Source organism: Duganella flavida (assembly GCF_009857445.1).
In the GTDB taxonomy this organism is placed as follows: Bacteria; Pseudomonadota; Gammaproteobacteria; order Burkholderiales; family Burkholderiaceae_D; genus Rugamonas; species Rugamonas flavida.
This window is the reverse complement of the sequence record NZ_WWCN01000008.1, coordinates 179302-197346: the sequence shown is the minus strand read 5'-3', so window position 1 is coordinate 197346 and position 18045 is coordinate 179302. Positions and strand designations below refer to the sequence as shown.

16 protein-coding genes and 2 tRNA genes are annotated in these 18045 nt (G+C 61.9%); 5 read left to right on the top strand and 13 right to left on the bottom strand.

All coding sequences use genetic code 11. The annotated features are described in order from the left end of the window. The first annotated feature begins 20 nt into the window (after positions 1-20). Positions 21-2861, top strand: a complete 2841-nt coding sequence (locus tag GTP46_RS14605) for a bifunctional diguanylate cyclase/phosphodiesterase (protein ID WP_161007361.1) — start codon at positions 21-23, stop codon at positions 2859-2861. Here GTP46_RS14605 and GTP46_RS14600 read toward each other — a convergent pair. The 4 genes from GTP46_RS14600 to GTP46_RS14585 form a co-directional block, all read right to left on the bottom strand. Continuing rightward, positions 2785-3384 (bottom strand): SET domain-containing protein, encoded by a 600-nt coding sequence (locus GTP46_RS14600; protein WP_308495430.1) that lies wholly within the window; start codon positions 3382-3384, stop codon positions 2785-2787. The two genes, GTP46_RS14605 and GTP46_RS14600, sit on opposite strands and share 77 nt — an antisense overlap. 249 nt (positions 3385-3633) lie before the next feature. Beyond that, complete coding sequence (locus GTP46_RS14595; protein ID WP_371869663.1) at positions 3634-4248, bottom strand: FMN-binding negative transcriptional regulator; 615 nt, start codon at positions 4246-4248, stop codon at positions 3634-3636. 10 nt (positions 4249-4258) lie between these two features. Continuing rightward, positions 4259-4528 (bottom strand): KTSC domain-containing protein, encoded by a 270-nt coding sequence (locus GTP46_RS14590; protein ID WP_161007360.1) that lies wholly within the window; start codon positions 4526-4528, stop codon positions 4259-4261. A gap of 23 nt (positions 4529-4551) precedes the next feature. After that, positions 4552-5583 (bottom strand): LacI family DNA-binding transcriptional regulator, encoded by a 1032-nt coding sequence (locus GTP46_RS14585; RefSeq protein ID WP_161007359.1) that lies wholly within the window; start codon positions 5581-5583, stop codon positions 4552-4554. A 131-nt stretch (positions 5584-5714) separates the two neighbouring features. On the opposite strand from GTP46_RS14585, the gene gudD reads away from it, so the two are divergent. Beyond that, positions 5715-7046, top strand: coding sequence for a glucarate dehydratase (gene gudD / locus GTP46_RS14580; protein ID WP_161007358.1), 1332 nt, complete (start codon positions 5715-5717; stop codon positions 7044-7046). 30 nt (positions 7047-7076) lie between these two features. Then, a complete protein-coding gene (locus tag GTP46_RS14575) occupies positions 7077-8384 on the top strand; it encodes an MFS transporter (RefSeq protein WP_161007357.1) in 1308 nt (435 codons plus the stop codon). A 3-nt stretch (positions 8385-8387) separates the two neighbouring features. On the opposite strand, the gene GTP46_RS14570 is transcribed toward GTP46_RS14575, so the two are convergent. The 4 genes from GTP46_RS14570 to GTP46_RS29465 all read right to left on the bottom strand — a co-directional run bounded on the left by GTP46_RS14570 (position 8388) and on the right by GTP46_RS29465 (position 13066). Then, complete coding sequence (locus GTP46_RS14570; RefSeq protein WP_202414284.1) at positions 8388-8855, bottom strand: acyl-CoA thioesterase; 468 nt, start codon at positions 8853-8855, stop codon at positions 8388-8390. A 95-nt stretch (positions 8856-8950) separates the two neighbouring features. After that, positions 8951-12367, bottom strand: a complete 3417-nt coding sequence (locus GTP46_RS14565) for a response regulator (RefSeq protein WP_161007355.1) — start codon at positions 12365-12367, stop codon at positions 8951-8953. 85 nt (positions 12368-12452) lie between these two features. Next, positions 12453-12818 (bottom strand): hypothetical protein, encoded by a 366-nt coding sequence (locus GTP46_RS14560; RefSeq protein ID WP_161007354.1) that lies wholly within the window; start codon positions 12816-12818, stop codon positions 12453-12455. A gap of 107 nt (positions 12819-12925) precedes the next feature. Continuing rightward, positions 12926-13066, bottom strand: coding sequence for a hypothetical protein (locus tag GTP46_RS29465; RefSeq protein ID WP_202414273.1), 141 nt, complete (start codon positions 13064-13066; stop codon positions 12926-12928). 449 nt (positions 13067-13515) lie between these two features. Here GTP46_RS29465 and GTP46_RS14555 point away from each other — a divergent pair, with 449 nt between their 5' ends. Continuing rightward, the gene (locus GTP46_RS14555; RefSeq protein WP_161007353.1) at positions 13516-14058 is read left to right on the top strand and encodes a UPF0149 family protein; all 543 of its coding nucleotides are present in this window, start codon (positions 13516-13518) and stop codon (positions 14056-14058) included. Here GTP46_RS14555 and GTP46_RS14550 read toward each other — a convergent pair. Genes GTP46_RS14550 through GTP46_RS14540 form a run of 3 tightly spaced genes read right to left on the bottom strand, consistent with a single transcriptional unit; the run spans position 14036 to position 16652 of the window. Continuing rightward, entirely contained in the window at positions 14036-15424 is a 1389-nt protein-coding gene (locus tag GTP46_RS14550; protein ID WP_161007352.1) for a nitrilase-related carbon-nitrogen hydrolase, read from the bottom strand. The two genes, GTP46_RS14555 and GTP46_RS14550, sit on opposite strands and share 23 nt — an antisense overlap. After that, entirely contained in the window at positions 15421-15924 is a 504-nt protein-coding gene (locus GTP46_RS14545; protein ID WP_161007351.1) for a DUF2059 domain-containing protein, read from the bottom strand. The genes GTP46_RS14550 and GTP46_RS14545 overlap by 4 nt, the downstream gene beginning before the upstream one ends. Positions 15925-15965: 41 nt before the next feature. Further along, the gene (locus GTP46_RS14540) at positions 15966-16652 is read right to left on the bottom strand and encodes an SIMPL domain-containing protein (RefSeq protein ID WP_161007350.1); all 687 of its coding nucleotides are present in this window, start codon (positions 16650-16652) and stop codon (positions 15966-15968) included. Between the two features lie 199 nt (positions 16653-16851). Here GTP46_RS14540 and GTP46_RS14535 point away from each other — a divergent pair, with 199 nt between their 5' ends. Next, positions 16852-17703: a transposase gene (locus GTP46_RS14535; protein WP_161007349.1), complete on the top strand. Its 852-nt coding sequence runs from the start codon at positions 16852-16854 to the stop codon at positions 17701-17703. Positions 17704-17812: 109 nt separating this feature from the next. Here the strand turns inward: GTP46_RS14535 and GTP46_RS14530 are convergent. Then, positions 17813-17902 (bottom strand) — tRNA-Ser (locus tag GTP46_RS14530). 41 nt (positions 17903-17943) lie between these two features. Beyond that, positions 17944-18033: transfer RNA gene (locus GTP46_RS14525), tRNA-Ser, on the bottom strand. Positions 18034-18045 lie beyond the last annotated feature (12 nt).

The following is an 18045-nucleotide window of genomic DNA, read 5'->3' as shown; positions in this document are numbered from 1 at the left end:
TGCCCTCCGGAAAGCGCGTCATGCCGTCATCACGCAAGTCATCCCGGATTTCGCTGGCGGCGATCCTGACGCTGATGACCGGCCTCGCCGTCACCGGCCTGCTGTTCGTGGCGGTCAGCGCGCTGGAATACAGCAAGATGGAATTGAGCTTCCAGCAGCGCGGCCACATGCGCGCCGCCGCCATCCGCCGCGGCATGGACGATACACTGGAACTGGTCACCATCCTCAACAGCCTGTTCCGCACCATGGGCGTAGTCGACCGCGAACAATTTGCCGCCTTCACCCAGCCGCTGCTGGAACGTTACCCATTTGTACAAGCTTTCAATTTCCACCGGGTGATGGACACCGCCAGCGCGCGCCGCTACGAGGCCGAGGTGCGCAAGCAGCATCCCGACTTCGTGCTGCACGATGCCAACCGGCAGCCGCTCAGCCCGCGCCCACAGCACATCATCGTCGACTATCTGGAACCACTGGAAGGCAACGAAGCCGCCTTCGGCCTCGACGTCGCCTCGCTGCCATCGATGGCGCGTGTGATTGCCGAAGCGGTCGACAGCGGCCAGCCGCGCACCACCACACTGATGAAGCTGGAGCAGGAACGGGCGCTGCAAAAAGGCTTTGTGATGATGATCCCGGTGTACCGCGCCGGCGCCGAGCTGGGCACAGCGGCGCAGCGGCGCGCGGCGTGGCTGGGCAACACCAGCGCCGTGATCCGCTCGGCCGACCTGGTGCAGAAAATCCTGCTGGCGGCCGATCTGCTGGACGACCGCGAGCTGATGCTGCAGGTCTACATCGGCGACGACACCCGGCCAGCCAACCTGGTCTACACGCGCGGCGCGCCGGCCGATGAACCGCCGGCGCCGCGCTCCTTTCAGCGCTGGCTGGCGTTCGACTACCGCGAGCCGTTCGTGCGCACCTTCAGCGCGGCTGGCAAATCCTGGCATGTGCGGGTCACGCCGCTGCCGCGCCCCTTCCTGCCGCATCATCTGGGCTCGCTGTCGACATTGGTCGGTGGCGCCCTGTTCTCGCTGCTGACGGCGGCCTTCGTCAACTCGCTGGCACGCCGCTCCAAGCGGGTGCAGCGGCTGGTGGACGAGCGCACCGAGGCGCTCAAGGCCAGCAACGACAAACTGGCCGAAGACGTGGCCGCCCGCAAGCGCACCGAGGAAGCCCTGCAGGAAAGCGAGCACCGTTTCCGCCGCCTGCTGGCGCTGTCGTCGGATTGGTACTGGGAGCAGGACGAGGAATTCCGCTTCACCAACATCACCGGCGGCTTCTTCGACAAGGGCAAGCAAGATCCCAAACTGTTCATCGGCAAGACGCGCTGGGAACTGCACCCGGAAATGTGGGACAACCGCTGGGGCCGCGACCACCGGGCCACGATGGAGGCTCACCTGCCCTTCACCAACCTCGAATACTCGCTGCCCGGCGTGGACGGTGCGGTCCACTGGTTCAGCACCAGCGGCGAGCCGGTGTTCGACCGCGAGGGCAAGTTCAAAGGCTATCGCGGCACCGGCACTGAAATCACCGAGCGCAAGCTGGCCGAACAGCGTATCCAGCACATCGCCCACCATGACGTGCTGACCGGCTTGCCCAACCGCGTGCTGCTGCAGGACCGGCTGAGCCAGGCCGTGGCGTTTGCCAACCGCAGCGGCAAGCCGCTGTGGGTCATGTTGATCGACCTCGACCGGTTTAAATTCGTCAACGACAGCCTCGGCCACAAGGCCGGCGACCAGCTGCTGAAAACCGTGGCCCAGCGCCTGCAGGACAGCGTGCGCGAAAGCGACACCGTGGCGCGGCTGTCGGGCGACGAGTTTGTGGCCATCCTGACCGAATATCCGGAAGAAGCCACGCACGACATCGCCCAGCGTATCATGCGCGCTGTGACCCAGCCGGCCATGCTGGAGGGGAAAGAATTCTTCGTCACCTGCTCCATCGGCGTGGCGGTGTATGGCGCCGATGGCACCTCGGCCCAGCGCCTGATCGAGCATGCCGACATCGCCATGTACCGCGCCAAAAAACTGGGCCGCAACAACACCCAGTTCTACGAGCCGGCCATGAACGAAGAGGCGCGCGAACGGCTGCGCATCGAAAGCGCGCTGCGCAATGCACTGGAGCGGCAGGAATTCGTGCTGCACTACCAGCCGCAGGTGGACTTGCAGAGCGGGCGCATCGTCGGCATGGAAGCGCTGCTGCGCTGGCAGCATCCGGAGCTGGGCATGGTGGCGCCGAACCGCTTCATCGGGCTGGCCGAGGAGACCGGGCTGATCGTGGAAATCGGCGCCTGGGTGTTACGCACCGCCTGTGCGCAGGCGCGCAGCTGGATGGATAATGGCCACGGCATGCTGCGTATCGCCGTGAACCTGTCGCCGCGCCAGTTCAGCGAACCGCAGCTGCTGTCGTCGATTGCCGAAGTATTGCAGGAAACCGGACTGCCACCGGCCTGCCTCGACATCGAGCTGACCGAAGGCCTGTTCATGCACGACGTCGCGCAAGCGGTGGAATTGCTGCACAAGCTGAAGGCGCTGGGACTGGCGCTATCGATCGACGATTTCGGTACCGGCTATTCGAGCTTCTCGTATTTGCGGCATTTCCCGATTGACGTGCTGAAGATCGACCGCTCCTTCGTCAGCGACATCAGCGAGGATGACGAGGCGGCAATCGTGGTCTCCATCATCGCGCTGGCGCACAATCTCAAGCTGCGCGTGATTGCCGAAGGCGTGGAGACCGAAAGCCAGGTCGACTACCTGCGCCGCCATGGCTGCGACGAAATGCAGGGCTACTACTTCAGCCGGCCGCTACCGGCTGCGGAATTTGAACAGTTGCTGCGGCAGGGACGAGATCTGCAAACGGTTGCGGCTTAGCCTTGGGTTTAGGATTGCGCTTGCGCGGCTTGGGCGCCAGCATCGTACCCGAGCACTTGAGCGCGCCGCAACGGCAGGCGAACTCGCGCTTGATGGCGGCAGTGTGACGGCCTTCGTAAATCAGCGGGTAAGAATAGCTGAGCTCCTCGTCCTGCTTGATGTCGTGCAGGGCGTAGATGAAGATGGTGCCATTCTCTTCCTCGATGGCCTCGCAATTCGGTTCGCAGGAATGGTTGATGAAGCGGGCCTCGTTGCCGTGGTCGCCGCCATCGATCACATTGCCGTTGGCCAGGCTGAAAAAGAAGGTGTGATTGTGTGGCCCGCCTTGCACCTCGGCGCGGATCTGCGCCTCCTCCCAGGTAATTTCGCGGCCGGCATACTCCACAACCCGTTCACCCGGCACGATATCGCGCCGCGCAAACACCCCATTGCCGTGTACGGAAGAGCGCTCGACTCGATACGCTGGGACTTGCTCAGGAGCTGGCTGAAGACTGGCGTCGGACATGGCAATCAAGAGGATCAAAGATCATTCGATTAAACCACAGCGCTAGCGCGGATTCAATTGGAATCCATCAAAAACCCAGTTCGGGGTCAGCTCTGTCATTTGGACACGCAACTACGACCTTTGACATTGATCAAAACCGTCATTAAGAACGCATGCTTAAAAGTAGAAAATCCGCGAAGTCTTCGACAGCTGAAATTTTCTAAGGCATATTGAGATTTCTCAAACATCAGTCGCGCGTGTCCAAATGACAGAGCTGACCCCGAATTTTCAAACTGCATGGCTGCGCATCAGCTGGTGCATTTCCGGGCAGCGCCCTTCTGATGACAGGCCTTGGATCACGCCTTGGCGGTCGGCTTCATTGCGGTTCTGGCTGATTTTCCATTTACCTTCAAGCGAGCGGATCGGGATTTCTACGCCAACGATGGCGCGCAATTGGGTGGCGATGAAATCTTCCGGCGCATCGGACACGCTCCACGGCTGCTCGCGCTGGCTTTCGAGGTTGGCGGTCATCTGGCCGACTTGTTCGCGCAGCCAGGCTGCATCGTCCATCACTTGCGGCCTACCGCGTGCCTGCACCATCACGAAATTCCAGGTCGGCACTACTTTCTCGTGCTCGGCTTTCGATGGATACCATGATGGTGTGATGTAGCTTTGCGGGCCCTGGAACACAATCAGCGCCTCAGTGCCGGCACGCAGGTCGTCGAGCTGTTTGTTGTTGCGCGCCAGATGCGCGCGCAACACGTCGCCGTGCAACGAGAACGGAATCTGGTTTGCGGTCAACCCGTCACTGCCGGTCGTGATCAACATTGCCAGCGGATGCGCGCGCATCAGTGCTTGCAGTACCTCTACGCGCTCCTCGCGAAACATGGCGGGACAATGCACGAACTCTCCTTTATTCGTCCGGCGCTTTGAACAGGTTCTCCAGGTCCGCGCGCGTGGTTGGCTTGCGCACCACGCCTTTGCGGCCGGTGTACTCTTCTTCGATATTGTCGCGGTAGTAGCTCCACGCTGAGCCGGAGGTGGACAGCTTGCGCCACACTTCGTTGCCGACACCCGAATAGTCCATGGCCGTGCCGTCGTCGAATTCCACCCGCAGCAGCTTGTCGCGCGTGTCGTAGCCTATGGCCCGCAGCTTCCCCGCATTGATGCGCTTCATTTCCATGCCGGCCTCCTGTTGTTATCGGTTTAGGTGCTGCCGCGCTGAATGAACTGGAAGCCGGTGTCGGTCAGCCCGGCCACTGCCTTGCCGTCCAAACGGTCCAGTATCGCTTGCGCTGCCACACGTCCGATATTAGCGCCATCGACGCGTACAGTCGATAGCGGCGGATAGGTTCGCGCTGCAAAATTCAGGTCGCCGAAGCCGACCACCGCCAGTTGTCCCGGCACACTGAGCCCGCGCGCGATAGCTTCCGTTAATACGCCATGCGCCAGTGTGTCGGAACTGCACACCACAGCATCGACGTCTGCACAGCGCTCCAGCAGCAGCGACAGGCCATCCCGCCCCAGCGCGAAGGTGGATGGCAGTGGCATCATCTGCACCGCCGCCACCTGCACGCCATGCTTGGCCAGCCCAGCCTGCAAGCCTTGATTGCGCCGCGCCGCACGCGGATCTTCCACCGCAAGAATCGCAATCCGCTTGTAGCCTTGCTCCAGCAAGTGCTGTGCGATCGCATGCCCCACTTCCTCGTGCGAGAAACCGACCATCATGTCGATAGGTGATGGCGTCAAATCCCAAGCCTCTACCACCGGCACTTGCGCGGCCTGCAAGCGGCGTCGCGTGCTGTCGGTATGCAGAGAGCCGGTCAGGATCACGCCGTCCGGCCGCCGGCTCAGGATGGTCTCCACCAGCACTTCCTCGCGCCAAGCCTCGTAGCTCGACAGACCCAGCATGACCTGATAGCCAGCCGCCGTCAGGTGGTCACTGGCCGCCTGCACCATGTCGGCAAAGATCGGCGTGGAGATAGTCGGCAGCACCAGCGACACCAGCCGACTGCGGTTGGACGCCAATGCCCCCGCCATCATGTTCTTGACGTAGCCGGTCTGCTGCACCGCCGCCTGCACCTTGGCCACGGTGTTCGGGCGCACCAGGTGCGGCTGATTCAGCGCACGCGACACGGTAATCGGCGACACCCCGGCGATCTTGGCCACATCGGCCAGCGTGGCGCCGCTGACCTGCATTTCCCCGGTATTCGTCCGCAAAGTGCGCAGATCGCTCATGACAGCCTCGATAAAAAAAGATGTTCCATTCTAGCATCGTGCATCATTTTTTATCATTTATTTAGCTTGAGTTTACCCATTCATCATTCTAAGATTGAAATGACAGCGCAATCATTCAAGAAGGAAAAATCATGAACGAGACACCACGTATCACCGCCATGCAAATCATCCCAGTGGCCGGCCGCGACAGCATGCTGCTCAACCTCAGCGGCGCCCACAGCCCCTACTTCACCCGCAATATCGTGATCCTGACCGACAGCGCCGGCAACACCGGCGTCGGCGAAGTGCCGGGAGGCGAGAAGATCCGCCTGGCGCTGGAAGACACTCGCGCCCTGCTGCTGGACCAGCCGATCGGCAATTACAATGCCCTGCTCAACGCTGCCCGCGCTGCGCTGAATGGCCGTGATGCCGGCGGCCGTGGCCTGCAAACCTTCGACCTGCGCATTGCCGTGCACGCCATCACCGCGCTGGAAGCGGCGTTGCTCGATTTGGTCGGCAAATTCCTCGGCGTGCCGGTGGCCGCCCTGCTCGGCGAAGGCCAGCAGCGCAAGGAAGTGGAGATGCTGGGCTACCTGTTCTACATCGGCGACCGCAAAGCGACCGACCTGCCCTACGCCGACACACCAGCCGACGCCACTGACAACTGGTCGCGCGTCCGCAACGAAGCGGCGCTGACGCCGGACGCCGTGGTCAAGCTGGCCGAGGCGGCCTACGAACGCTACGGCTTCAACGACTTCAAACTGAAAGGCGGCGTGTTCCGCGGGGAGGAAGAAATGGAAGCCGTCACCGCCCTGCACGAACGCTTTCCGCAAGCGCGCGTGACGCTCGATCCAAACGGCGGCTGGCTGCTGAAAGACGCGATCCGCCTGTGCCGCGACAAGGGCGATGTACTGGCCTACGCCGAAGACCCATGCGGCGCCGAGAACGGCTACTCCGGCCGCGAAGTAATGGCCGAGTTCCGCCGCGCCACCGGCCTGCTGACCGCCACCAATATGGTCGCCACCGACTGGCGCGAAATGCGCCACGCAATCCAGCTGCAATCGGTCGACATTCCACTGGCCGATCCGCACTTCTGGACCATGCAAGGCTCGGTGCGCGTGGCGCAGATGTGCCATGAATGGGGCCTGACCTGGGGCTCGCACTCGAACAATCACTTCGACGTGTCACTGGCAATGTTCACCCACGTGGCCGCCGCCGCGCCGGGCAAGATCACCGCCATCGACACCCACTGGATCTGGCAGGACGGCCAGCACCTCACCAAGAATCCGCTGCAGATCAAAGGCGGCATGGTGCAGGTGCCGACCACGCCGGGCCTCGGCGTCGAACTGGACATGGATGCCATCGAAGCAGCCCACCGTCTCTACAACAACATGGGGCTGGGCGCGCGGGACGATGCGGTGGCGATGCAGTTCCTGATCCCCGGCTGGAAGTTCAATAACAAAATGCCTTGCATGGTTCGCTAAAAAAACACAACAAGAACCAAGGAGACATTTATGAATACCGCAGCAACTACCGCAGGCGGCGACGTGCTCGCCGCCTCTACCATACTCGACACGGCCGTCAGCAAAGTCAAATGGCGCATCCTGCCGCTGTTCGTGGTGATGTTCATCGCCAACTACATCGACCGCGTCAACATCGGCTTCGTGCGTTCGCATCTGGAGAAAGACCTCGGCATCGGCGCGGCAGCGTTCGGTTTTGGGGCGGGCATATTCTTCCTCGCTTACGCACTGTTCGAGGTGCCGTCCAATATTTTGCAGCAGCGTTTTGGCGCCAAGGCCTGGCTGACCCGCATCATGGCCAGCTGGGGCGTGGTGGCCACCGGCATGGCCTTCGTCCAGGGCGAGACCTCGTTCTACGTGATGCGCTTCCTGCTGGGCGTGGCCGAAGCCGGCTTCTTCCCCGGCGTGGTGTACTACTTCACGCAGTGGCTGCCGAACCGCGAGCGCGGCAAGGCGATGGCGATTTTCCTGAGTGGTTCAGCACTGGCATCGGTGATGTCCGGCCCGCTGTCGGGCGCGCTGCTGTCGATCGACGGCGGCGGCTTCCACGGCTGGCAGTGGATGTTCATCATCGAAGGCCTGGCTTCGGTAGCGCTGTGCTTCGTGGTGTGGTTCTGCCTCGACTCGAAGCCGGAAGATGCGAAGTGGCTCAGTGACGCCGAGCGCCACGCGCTGGCCACGGTCATCGCCGCCGAAAAGAAGGAGCGCGACGCTAGCAAGCCTCCGCACGCCAGCATGTTCACGCTGCTGAAGGACAGCCGCATCGCCTTGTTCTGCTTCATCTACTTCGCGATCCAGCTGACCATTTACGGCGCCACCTTCTGGCTGCCGAGCATCATCAAGAAGATGGGCCAGTTCACGGAACTCCAGGTCGGCTTGTTCAACTCGATACCGTGGATTATCTCGATTGCGGCGATGTATATGTTTGCCACGCTGGCGCAGAAGTATCGCCATCAGCAAGCGTGGGTGGCAGTGGCACTGCTGATTGCGGCCTGCGGCATGTTTGCTTCCACCACCGGCGGTCCGGTATTTGCGTTCGTGGCGATTTGCTTTGCCGGCATCGGCTTCAAGGCGGCTTCGTCGCTGTTCTGGCCAATTCCGCAGGGCTATCTGGACAGCCGCATCGCCGCAGCGGTAATCGCGCTGATCAACTCGCTGGGCAATCTTGGTGGCTTTGTCGCTCCGGCCACCTTCGGCTATCTTGAGCAGAAGACCGGCTCGATCCAGGGCGGCCTGTACGCGCTGGCGACGGCCTCGGTGATCGCATCGGGCCTGGTGTTCCTGACCCGCCGCAAGCGCTAGCGCTTATTTTTTGCGGTTCCCGTGCACCATTTGGCGGGCTTGCTTGCGCAGCAGCGCTTGTTCCCAGCGCTGCTTCTGCTCTTCGGTTTCCGGCACCAGCGCCGGCACTTCCACCGGTTTGCGATGCGAGTCCACCGCCACCATCGTGAAGTAGCAGCTGTTGGCGTGGCGCACCAGGCGCTGCTGGATGTTCTCCGTCACCACGCGGATACCCACTTCCATCGAGGTGCGGCCGGTGTAGTTGATCGAGGCCAGGAAGGTCACCAGCTCGCCCACGTGGATCGGCTGCAGGAACATCACCTGGTCCACCGACAGCGTCACCGTGTAAGTGCCGGAATAACGGCTGGCGCAGGCGTAGGCCACGCTATCCAGATACTTCAGGATGGTGCCGCCGTGGACGTTGCCTGAAAAATTAGCCATATCTGGCGTCATCAATACGGTCATGCTCAACTCGTGCGCTACCCAGTTCATCGGTTTTTCCATTGCCAGACTCCTTTTGTATTGGTCTCCATGCTATCTGCTAAGCTTGTCATTCGCAAATAGTTATCAAAAGACGAGCAGTTGGATCAGCGTCGATGGCTTTCGGTGAGGAGTTGTTCGATGTCTTCGGCAACCTCGGGGCAGGCGTCGAGGACCGGGTCGAGCGGCGACCAGGCGCCGGGGTCTTGCTTGAGAGCGCGTTCGGCCAGCTGGGTCAGCATCGCCAGGCGGTCGGCGCCGACGGTGCCGGCCAGGCCTTTCAGCGTGTGCAGCGCCGGCAAAGCGGCAGTGATGTTGTGCTCGGCCAGAGCGGCTTGCAGCTGCGCGGCCAGCTTATCCACCTCCACCACGAAACTGCGCAGCGCGATCAGGTAGACCGACTCCAGCCCACCCATGCGCTTCAAGGCCGCCGCCGTGTTCAGCCCAGCGTCGGGCAGCGGCGTGGCGCCGCCCTCGTCCGCCACGGACGGCATCGCTACCGCAACCGGCGCCGCCTCGGCCGCACCGCCGCGCCGGGCGTGGCGCAAGATCACTTCAATCAGCTGCGCCAGATCGAACGGCTTGCCGATGTGGTCCACCATGCCCGCCTCCAGCGCCGCGATGCGGTCGGACGCCAGCGCATTGGCCGTCATCGCCACGATCGGCGGTGTCAGCTGGCCCAGCTTGGCCTGGATGGCGCGCGTCGTCTGGTAGCCGTCCATCTCCGGCATCTGGATGTCCATCAAAATCAGCTCCGGCAACAGCCCGGACCTGCTCAGCACGCCCAGCGCCATCTGCCCCGAACTGGCCACCACCACTTGCGCGCCCTCGCAGCCCAGCAGCTCGCTGGCGACTTGCTGGTTGGCCGGATTGTCCTCCACCAGCAGCAAGCGCACGCCGTCCAGCCGCCGCAGCGACGGCGCCGCCACCCGCGACAAGGGCTTGCGCTGCTCAAGCCGCGCATCGGCCACCGCATCGAACAGCATCGACGCGGTCACCGGCTTGACCACAAAGCCATCCAGCACCGGCTCCATCTCGCGATGCCGCTGCGCCAGCAGCTCGCGGTCATAGGCGGTGACCATCACGATCAGCGGCGTTTTGCCCTCCGGCGCCAGCTGGCGGATACGGCAGCTGGTCTCCCAGCCATCCAACGCCGGCATGCGCCAGTCGATGAACACCACGTCGTACGCCTTGCGCCGCGCGATCTGTCCGGCAATCGCATCCAGCGCCTCATAGCCGTCGGCCGCCAAGTCCACCCGCCAGCCGAACGAAGACGCCATCTCGCGCAGCACCGTGCGCGCCACCGGATTGTCGTCCACCACCAGGCAGGACAGGCCGCGCATCAGCGCATCCTGCGCCGGCAGCAGGGCAACCGAAGCGCTTTCCGGCTGCTCGTCGGCGACGCCGAAAGCGACCGTGAAATCAAACACGCTGCCATGCCCCACTTCGCTCACCACGCGCAGCGTACCGCCCATCAGCCGCACCAGCCGCTGGCTGATGGCCAGCCCCAGTCCGGTGCCGCCGTAGCGCCGCGCAGTCGAGGCCTCGGCCTGCGAGAAGCCATCGAAGATATGCTCGCACTGCTCGGGCGCGATGCCGATGCCGGTGTCGCGGATCGAAAACGCGATGACCAGGCTAGCCGCGTCCTGCGCTACCAGCTGGGCCGACACCACCACCTCGCCGCGCTCGGTGAACTTGATGGCGTTGCCGGCCAGGTTGAGCAAAATCTGCTGCAGCCGTAGCGCATCGCCCACCACCATGGACGGCAATTCCGGCGCCACGCGGAACAGCACTTCGATATTCTTGCTGCCCACATTGGCCGACAAAATCACCGCCAGGTCGCGCCACAGCTTGTCGAGCCGGAACGGATGCGGATCGAGCGCCAGCTTGCCGGCCTCCACCTTGGAAAAATCCAGCACATCGTTGAGCAGGCCCAGCAAGGCGCTGGCGGCAGCGTGCGCCTTGTCGACGTAATCGAGCTGGCGGCCGTTCATTTCGGTCTGGCGCAGCAGCTGCAGCATGCCCAGCACCGCGTTCATCGGCGAGCGGATTTCGTGGCTCATATTGGCAACGAAATCCGACTTGGCGCGGCCGGCCTGGTCGGCGGCCTCCTTGGCCTGCAGCAGCGCATCGTGGGCGGCGCGCATCTCGGTGCTATCCGTACTGCTGCCGACCCAGCTCAGCACAACGCCATTGCCATCTTTTTGCGGCAGCGCGTGGTTGTCGAAGATGCGCCACTCGCCGTCATGGCGGTGCAGGCGGCAGTCGCAGCGGAACTCGCCACCATCTTGCAGCGCGCGCTGCCAGGCCGCCGTCACCACCGGCATGTCATCGGGATGGATCACCCGCGACCAGTCGCCGGCGGCAATCAGCTGCGCGGCCGGCACGCCGCTGAAGGCCTCCCAGTGATGGCTCATAAAATCGATGCGCAATTCCGGCGTAGCGGTCCACACCATTTGCGGCAAGCCCTCGGTGAGCGAGCGCCAGCGCGATTCCGACGCCGTCAGCTGGGACAGCGAGGCTTGCAGCGCGCCCTCCGCTTCCACCAGCGCCTTCAGCGCCTGGTACTGCTTGCGCAAGCCGTAGCGCACGCCCAGCAGCAGCGCCAGCGCCAGCCCGACCAGCAAACCGAGAAAGACGGTAGCGTTGCGCACTTCCTTGTACCACGGCGCGAGGAAATCCTCGCTGGCCAGCCCCACCGCGACAAATACCGGATAGACGCCGATCTTCTCCACACTGATGGTCCGCTCCACCCCATCATTCAAGCTGACGACGGTGTAGGTCGCGCGCCGTTGCTTGCCATCCAAAATCGCTTGCGTGGGCGGCTGGACCTTGATGGTGCTGCCAAACTCCATATTCGGCGACACCGGATAGCGGTGCAGCAAACGCCGCTTGTCGTCGATCAGCACGATGGAGCCGTGTGCACCGACATTCAGCGCAGAAAACACTTCGTCGATACGGGAGTTGTTCATCAACACATACGCCGTGCCGCCAAAGCTTCCGTCCGGCAAGGTCAGCGGATACACCAGTGGCAGCACCCACTCGCCGCTAATGCGCGACTTGACCGGGATGCCAAACACCAGCTCGTGCTCGTTTTGCACGCGCGCATAGAATTCGCGGATGGTCAGGTCTTGCGGATGGGCGAGGTCAATCTGCTCGCCGTAGATCACCAAGCCGGCCGCGTTCGAGCCACGCACTGCCTGCGCCTGCGGCAAGCGTTCCTTCAGGTTGCGCAAATAGGCACTGAATTTCTCGTCATCGAAGCGGTGTTCTTGGTGCAGGGTGCGGAATTCCAGGTCGGCGCGGCGCATGGCCAGGTCGACTTCCTGGAAATGAGAGTGCAGGAAATTTTCCAGCGAGACCACGAGGTTGTGCGAGGTTTCCTCGGCGCTGGCGTAGTAGCGCAGGCGGCTCTGGTTGAGCACATACACCACAAACAGCGAGACGATCAGCAACACCAGCACCACGGCCGCCACTAGCACACCGAATAGTTTGCGAAACTTTTGCAGCGTGGTGAATCTCATGGCATGCCCGGACTCGTGTTTGCTGTATTGGCTCTACATTACAGCAAAAAAAACGCCCCTGAAGGGCGTTTTTATCAGCGTTGCATTAATAGCCTTGGCTGATGATGTCTGCCAGCGACTCCCTGCCCTTGTCGCTGATTTCGAAACCGCCTTCGGCGCGTTCAAGGATGTGGGATTTTTTACCGAGGAACATGGCGACGTCGGCGTCGATCGGCGCACCGGCCTGCTCGGAAAGCGCGCGCAGCGCCTGCACGCAACGGCGCAGGAAGATCGCCTGCTCGCCTTTTTCGGTCAGCGAAATGCGGCCGTTGTGGGCGATGCTGATCAGTTTCAAGCCCGACAAGCGCTTGCTGTTGCGGCCGACGCACGCACTGACGCGATCGCCCTTGATGCCGCGCTTGACCTCGTACAGGGCGTCATATTCGTCCTGCGTGAATTTTTCGTTCTTCATTGCCATTTTTTCCATAAGAGACTGCTGCGGCCCTCATGGTACGCGCACGGCGGCGCGGCGGCAAGGCAAGACGCAGCCGCGCTCAGGCAACCAGACGAATAAAGTATTTATTGGAACGCTCGGATCAGCAGCCACACCAGGCCGATGCTGGCAAACGCTGCAATGCAGATCATGGCTTGTACACGCTTGGTATTCAGGGCGACAGTACGGCGACCGAGGTAGATTTTATTGTGTAACGAGTTGCCCATGATTGCTCTCCGTGAACAGAAATCGACGACATGACTAAATTATAGAAACTCTTTCATTGCCGCTGTGTGACAGTCAGCACAAATAGGAAAAATTGTATCCATCGAGCAACAATTTGATGCGTGGAACCAGCATACCGTCCGTTCCACACAACGGACGGTGCGCTGGGCCACACAAGCACATAATCTATCGTCAAGTTTTCACTGCCGGCTTGGGTGGTTCGGGTTCTTCGATGGGGGCGTGATCGGGCGGCGGGCGCTGGTCCGGAGGCGGATCTTTTTCCGGCTGCGGCGGTGGCATGTCGGGGTCGGGGGTGCTGTGCATACGGCTCTCCTTCAAATGACTGGCTTTCAGTGTCGGGCAAGCGGCGCCGCCTGCAAAGGAGGAAATGCCGCCCGGCGTGCAGTGGCGCACCCTGTACAATGACGGCTTTTTCCCGCCGAGACAGACCATGAGCACCGTCCCACTGAACGATGACGAATACGAGCAACTGGACCAGCTGCTGGCCGCCATCAGTCCGCAATCGATGGATGTGGCGCGGCTGGAAGGCTTGCTGACCGCGCTGGCGGTGGGTCCGGCAGAAGTAGCGCCGGAGGAATGGCTGCCGCTGGTGTGGGGCGGCGCGCCGGGTAATGCAGAAGCCGAAGCGCTGGTGCTGCGCCACTACGCCTACATGCAAACCTGGATGCAGAAAGACCCGGCCAGCTTCGAACCGATTTACGAGTGCGGCGGTAGCTGGACCGCCGAAGCGTGGTGCGCCGGTTTTGTGGCCGGCGTGGCGCTGGCGGGCGAGGCTTGGGCGCCGCTGCGCGCGCAGCAGCCGGCACTGCTGGCGCCGTTCCAGCCACCAGGCAACGCTGCCAAGGTGACGTCATCCGTGATCCAGATCCGCGCCTTCTTCCACGCACCGGTAGCAAAAGTGGCCAAGGCCGGCCGCAACGATCCCTGCCCTTGCGGCAGCGGCCAGAAGTTCAAGAAGTGCTGCGGCGCTTAAGCCCGGCCGACACCACAACCAGCACGGCTAGCGACAGCCAGGCAAACCAGTCACCCCAGCGCGCGTACAGCGTGCGCGACTGGTACAGCGGCACGGCGGCGACCAATTGCGCATCGCCGCGCGCATCGTCGGCATCGGCGATGACGCGGCCACGGTCATCGGACAGCGTCAGGTTGCCGCGCCGTGCGGCGCGCGCCAGTGCAAAGCCGCTTTCAACACCGCGCATCACCGCCATGCGGCCGTGCAGCCAGCCATCCACGCCGAAGTCCCATGCCGGCGCCAACAGTAGGTGGGCGTTGAGCGCGGAATAGCCGGCGCCGGTGTCGTGGAAATCCAGATCCTTGCATACCGCCAGGCCAGTCTGGGTGCCGGGCAGGATGACGCGCTCAACGCCCGGCTGGTACTGGCTTTCCAGGCCGGGAATCAAATGGTGCTTGGCATAGCTGACCGGTGCGGTTGCATCCGGCATGAACGCCAGCGCCCGGTTGGCGCCACCGGTGGCCACGCCAGCGACGATGGTCACGCGCAGGCGTGCAGCGCTGGCGGCCAGTTCTGGTATCGCCGCTGCCGGCGCAACAAACGCCGTTTCCGGCAGCACGATGGTTTGCGCACCTTGCGCCGCCATCACATCAATGGCGTGCAGATAGCGTTGTAGCAGCGCCTGCCCTTCCGGGGTTGAGAGGTTGGGCCGCGTTGGTCCGGCCAGCGATGCCAGTCCGATGCGCGCGCTGCCGCTGGGCTTCTGCTGCAAACGCAGCGCGCCGTAAGCGAAGGCCGCGCCAACCAGCGCCAGCGCGATCACGCCAGCTTGTACATTGCGGCGGCGTTGCGGATCCGGCAGCAGAATTAACGCTGCCGCTGCGGGCGCAAGCAGCACGGTAAAAGTGATGCCCCAGATGCCGGCCACACTGGCCAACTGCAAAATCGGCAGCACATCCATCTGGCTGTAGGCCAGGCTGCCAAAGGTGCCGTGCGGCGACAGTTGCGTATTAACGTATTCCAGCACCACACCCAGCGCGGCAAACGCCAGCATGGCGGACACCGGCCGCTGCACCAGCCACAAGCGGCGGAACAACAGCACCTTCAAGGCGAAACCCAAACCGGCGCCGGCGGCGATCTGCAGCGCGACGCCAAGCGGCAAGCCGATCACGCTGTGCACGTAATCCCATTGGTTCAAGCCGGTGCAAGCGCCGGCGGCAAACGCCGCCAGTCCTGCCAGCCACCAGCGCAGGAGCGGCGCCAGCAGCAATAGCGGCAACGGCGCCAGCCACACCAGCCCCGGTTGCGGCGCCAGTCCGGCGCCAAACCACAACGCCACGCCGGAGGCGGCGGTTGCCACCAGGATCACCGCACGTTGCGCGCTCATTTGCCGTTGATGATGGACTTCAGCAGCACAAAGGTTTCGTGATGAATGGCTTGCTCATTGGCCTTGAACTCCTTGTCGGCCTTGATGTAGGCCGGCTTCTTCAGTTCGGCCTGTTCGTCAGCAGTCGGCTTGGGGACGGTCGGATACAGCTGCGCGCCGCTGTTGTAGGTATCGTGCAGCACGCGCTTGCCGTAGCTCGACTGGTAGAACTTGGTCATCTCGGTCAGCGTTTCCGTGCTCATCAGCTTGGCGATGGGCGTTGCCAGCCGGGTGTAGACCAGTTCCGGCTGCAGGTTGATGACCTTGTCCATGACTTCCTTGCGCTGCGCAGGCGAAGCATACTGGCTCATGCCGGCGGTCATGCGCATCATCTTCTCGGCCTGCATGGCGGCCATCAAATCATGCGCAGCCTTGATTTGGGTGGCGTCGGGATTCGGCGTGGCGGCGTGCACAGCGCCGGCCAGCAGTGTGGCGGCCAGGAATGCGATAAAAGACTTCATAGGTTCTCCTAGTTAATTTTTTAGCATTCTAGCCTGAAGCATCATTTGATGCGGAAAATCACGTCTACCGTTTGCGACCAGCGCAGCACTTCAATGGCAAGGAAATCCTTGTCGGACGGCGCCGCGTCCACGGTGCGGTTGTTGCGGTAGTACAGGTCGCCGGGCATCAGACCCACGGCGTTGGTCAGGTTGCGCAACTGGCTGGACGAGATCGCGCTGACCGCGCCCACCTTCTTGCCCAAGCCAGCCGCCATCGCCTCGGCACGGCGTTGCGCATCCTTGACAGCATTGGCAGTCAGCTCCTGTTCGGCTTTCTCGCGGTCGGTGCGGCCGAAGGTCGTCGACAGATGATCGAGGTTGGGCATGGCCAGCAGGGCCTGCATCAGCGGACGCCATTTGCCGAGGTCGCGCACCACGATGTGAACCGAGCTACGGATAGCGTAGTCGGCTTCAGTGGATCGCATCTCCTTGCGCATGTCACGCATGGTAGCGCTGGCTTCGCCGTCCACCATCAAAGCCTGCACCTGCGCCGCCCGCTCCGCCACCAGCGCCGCCGCTGCCGCCGGATCGGCGTTGAAGGCGGTGATATCAAAATCGATCTCGCCCATATCGGGCACGATCATGGCGAAGCCCTCGCCGGCGGTGTGAATGAAGGGATACTCAGGCAAGCTGGACGCCTGGGCAGCGAACGGCAACAAGGCAACGGCAACGACAAGTGCTTTGAACATGGTTTGCTTCCTTAGTTGAAGAAAACGCATTATTCACAATGTAGACAAACTTGTCTACATAATTCGGGGTCAGCTCTGTCATTTGGACACTCGGTGACGATGCTTGAGAAAAATCAAAGTAAGCTCCCAAATACCGGCATCGCAATTCCGATTGCGCTAGCGCAAATATGCGCTCGGCTCACGGCCATACACTCGCCGTATGACCCGGCCACTACGAATCGAGTACAAAGGCGCCCTCTACCATGTCACCGCACGCGGCGATAGGCAGGACAGTATTTATCGCTCAGACAGCGACCGCCTGGTATGGCTTTCCCTGCTGGGCGACACCTGCACGCGCTTCAATTTTGCGGTACACGCCTACTGCCAGATGACTAATCACTACCACTTGCTGCTGGAGACACTCAACGGCCGGCTGAGTCTCGGCATGCGCTACCTCAATGGCAACTACTCGCAGTACTTCAACCGCCAGCACGACCTGGTCGGGCATGTATATCAGGGGCGCTACAAAGCCATTCTGTGCCAGCATGAAAGTTATTTACAGGAGCTATCACGCTACATTGAATTGAACCCGGTGCGAGCAGGCATAACATCAATGCCGGAGAAGTGGCCGTGGAGCAGCTATCGCGCCACCATCGGGCTGGAAGATGCACAAGCATGGCTGCAACTTGATTTGGTGCTGGCGCAATTCGGCAGCAATCGGCGCGAAGCTCAACACGCCTATCGGGAGTTTACACTTGCAGGAATTAAGGGCGCCAGCCCGCTGCGCGCGGTGAGAAATCAATTGTTGCTTGGCGATGAGGCATTTTGCCAGCAGGTAATCGGCAAGAATGTGCCGGGGGATCTGTCTGAGATCAAACGCAATCAACGAAGCGCGATTATTTTGCCGCTAGCAGAATACTTTGTACGATATCGCTCGCCGAAAGAAGCGATGGCGTGCGCTTACCTGTCAATGGCTTATTCCATGCCCGAAATCGCCCGCTTTGCGCGGGTTTCGGTCAAAACGGTGAGCCGCGCGGTAAAAACCTTCGTCAAAGAACAGCGGATGCCTTGATAAACATCAAAAGTGCTCACTGCGTGTCCAAATGACAGAGCTGACCCCGAAAACAGAGCTGACCCCGAAAACAAAAAAGCTCCCCGAAGGGAGCTTTTCTGATGAATATTGGCGGAGAGGGTGGGATTCGAACCCACGGTAGGGTCGCCCCTACGCTTGATTTCGAGTCAAGTACATTCGACCACTCTGCCACCTCTCCTGGTGCAACATTTTTACTACTTTTTCTCACATCCAAACAAATGGCGGAGAGGGTGGGATTCGAACCCACGGTAGGGTCGCCCCTACGCTTGATTTCGAGTCAAGTACATTCGACCACTCTGCCACCTCTCCGTTTTCCCACCT

Bases quoted from the DNA above. Each gene is read 5' to 3' on its own strand.
- GTP46_RS14605 (WP_161007361.1), top strand. From the start codon at position 21: ATGCCGTCATCACGCAAGTCATCCCGGATTTCGCTGGCGGCGATCCTG.
- GTP46_RS14590 (WP_161007360.1), bottom strand. From the start codon at position 4,528: ATGGAAATGAAGCGCATCAATGCGGGGAAGCTGCGGGCCATAGGCTAC.
- GTP46_RS14585 (WP_161007359.1), bottom strand. From the start codon at position 5,583: ATGAGCGATCTGCGCACTTTGCGGACGAATACCGGGGAAATGCAGGTC.
- gudD (WP_161007358.1), top strand. From the start codon at position 5,715: ATGAACGAGACACCACGTATCACCGCCATGCAAATCATCCCAGTGGCC.
- GTP46_RS14575 (WP_161007357.1), top strand. From the start codon at position 7,077: ATGAATACCGCAGCAACTACCGCAGGCGGCGACGTGCTCGCCGCCTCT.
- GTP46_RS14570 (WP_202414284.1), bottom strand. From the start codon at position 8,855: ATGAACTGGGTAGCGCACGAGTTGAGCATGACCGTATTGATGACGCCA.
- GTP46_RS14565 (WP_161007355.1), bottom strand. From the start codon at position 12,367: ATGAGATTCACCACGCTGCAAAAGTTTCGCAAACTATTCGGTGTGCTA.
- GTP46_RS14560 (WP_161007354.1), bottom strand. From the start codon at position 12,818: ATGAAGAACGAAAAATTCACGCAGGACGAATATGACGCCCTGTACGAG.
- GTP46_RS29465 (WP_202414273.1), bottom strand. From the start codon at position 13,066: ATGGGCAACTCGTTACACAATAAAATCTACCTCGGTCGCCGTACTGTC.
- GTP46_RS14555 (WP_161007353.1), top strand. From the start codon at position 13,516: ATGAGCACCGTCCCACTGAACGATGACGAATACGAGCAACTGGACCAG.
- GTP46_RS14550 (WP_161007352.1), bottom strand. From the start codon at position 15,424: ATGAGCGCGCAACGTGCGGTGATCCTGGTGGCAACCGCCGCCTCCGGC.
- GTP46_RS14545 (WP_161007351.1), bottom strand. From the start codon at position 15,924: ATGAAGTCTTTTATCGCATTCCTGGCCGCCACACTGCTGGCCGGCGCT.
- GTP46_RS14540 (WP_161007350.1), bottom strand. From the start codon at position 16,652: ATGTTCAAAGCACTTGTCGTTGCCGTTGCCTTGTTGCCGTTCGCTGCC.
- GTP46_RS14535 (WP_161007349.1), top strand. From the start codon at position 16,852: ATGACCCGGCCACTACGAATCGAGTACAAAGGCGCCCTCTACCATGTC.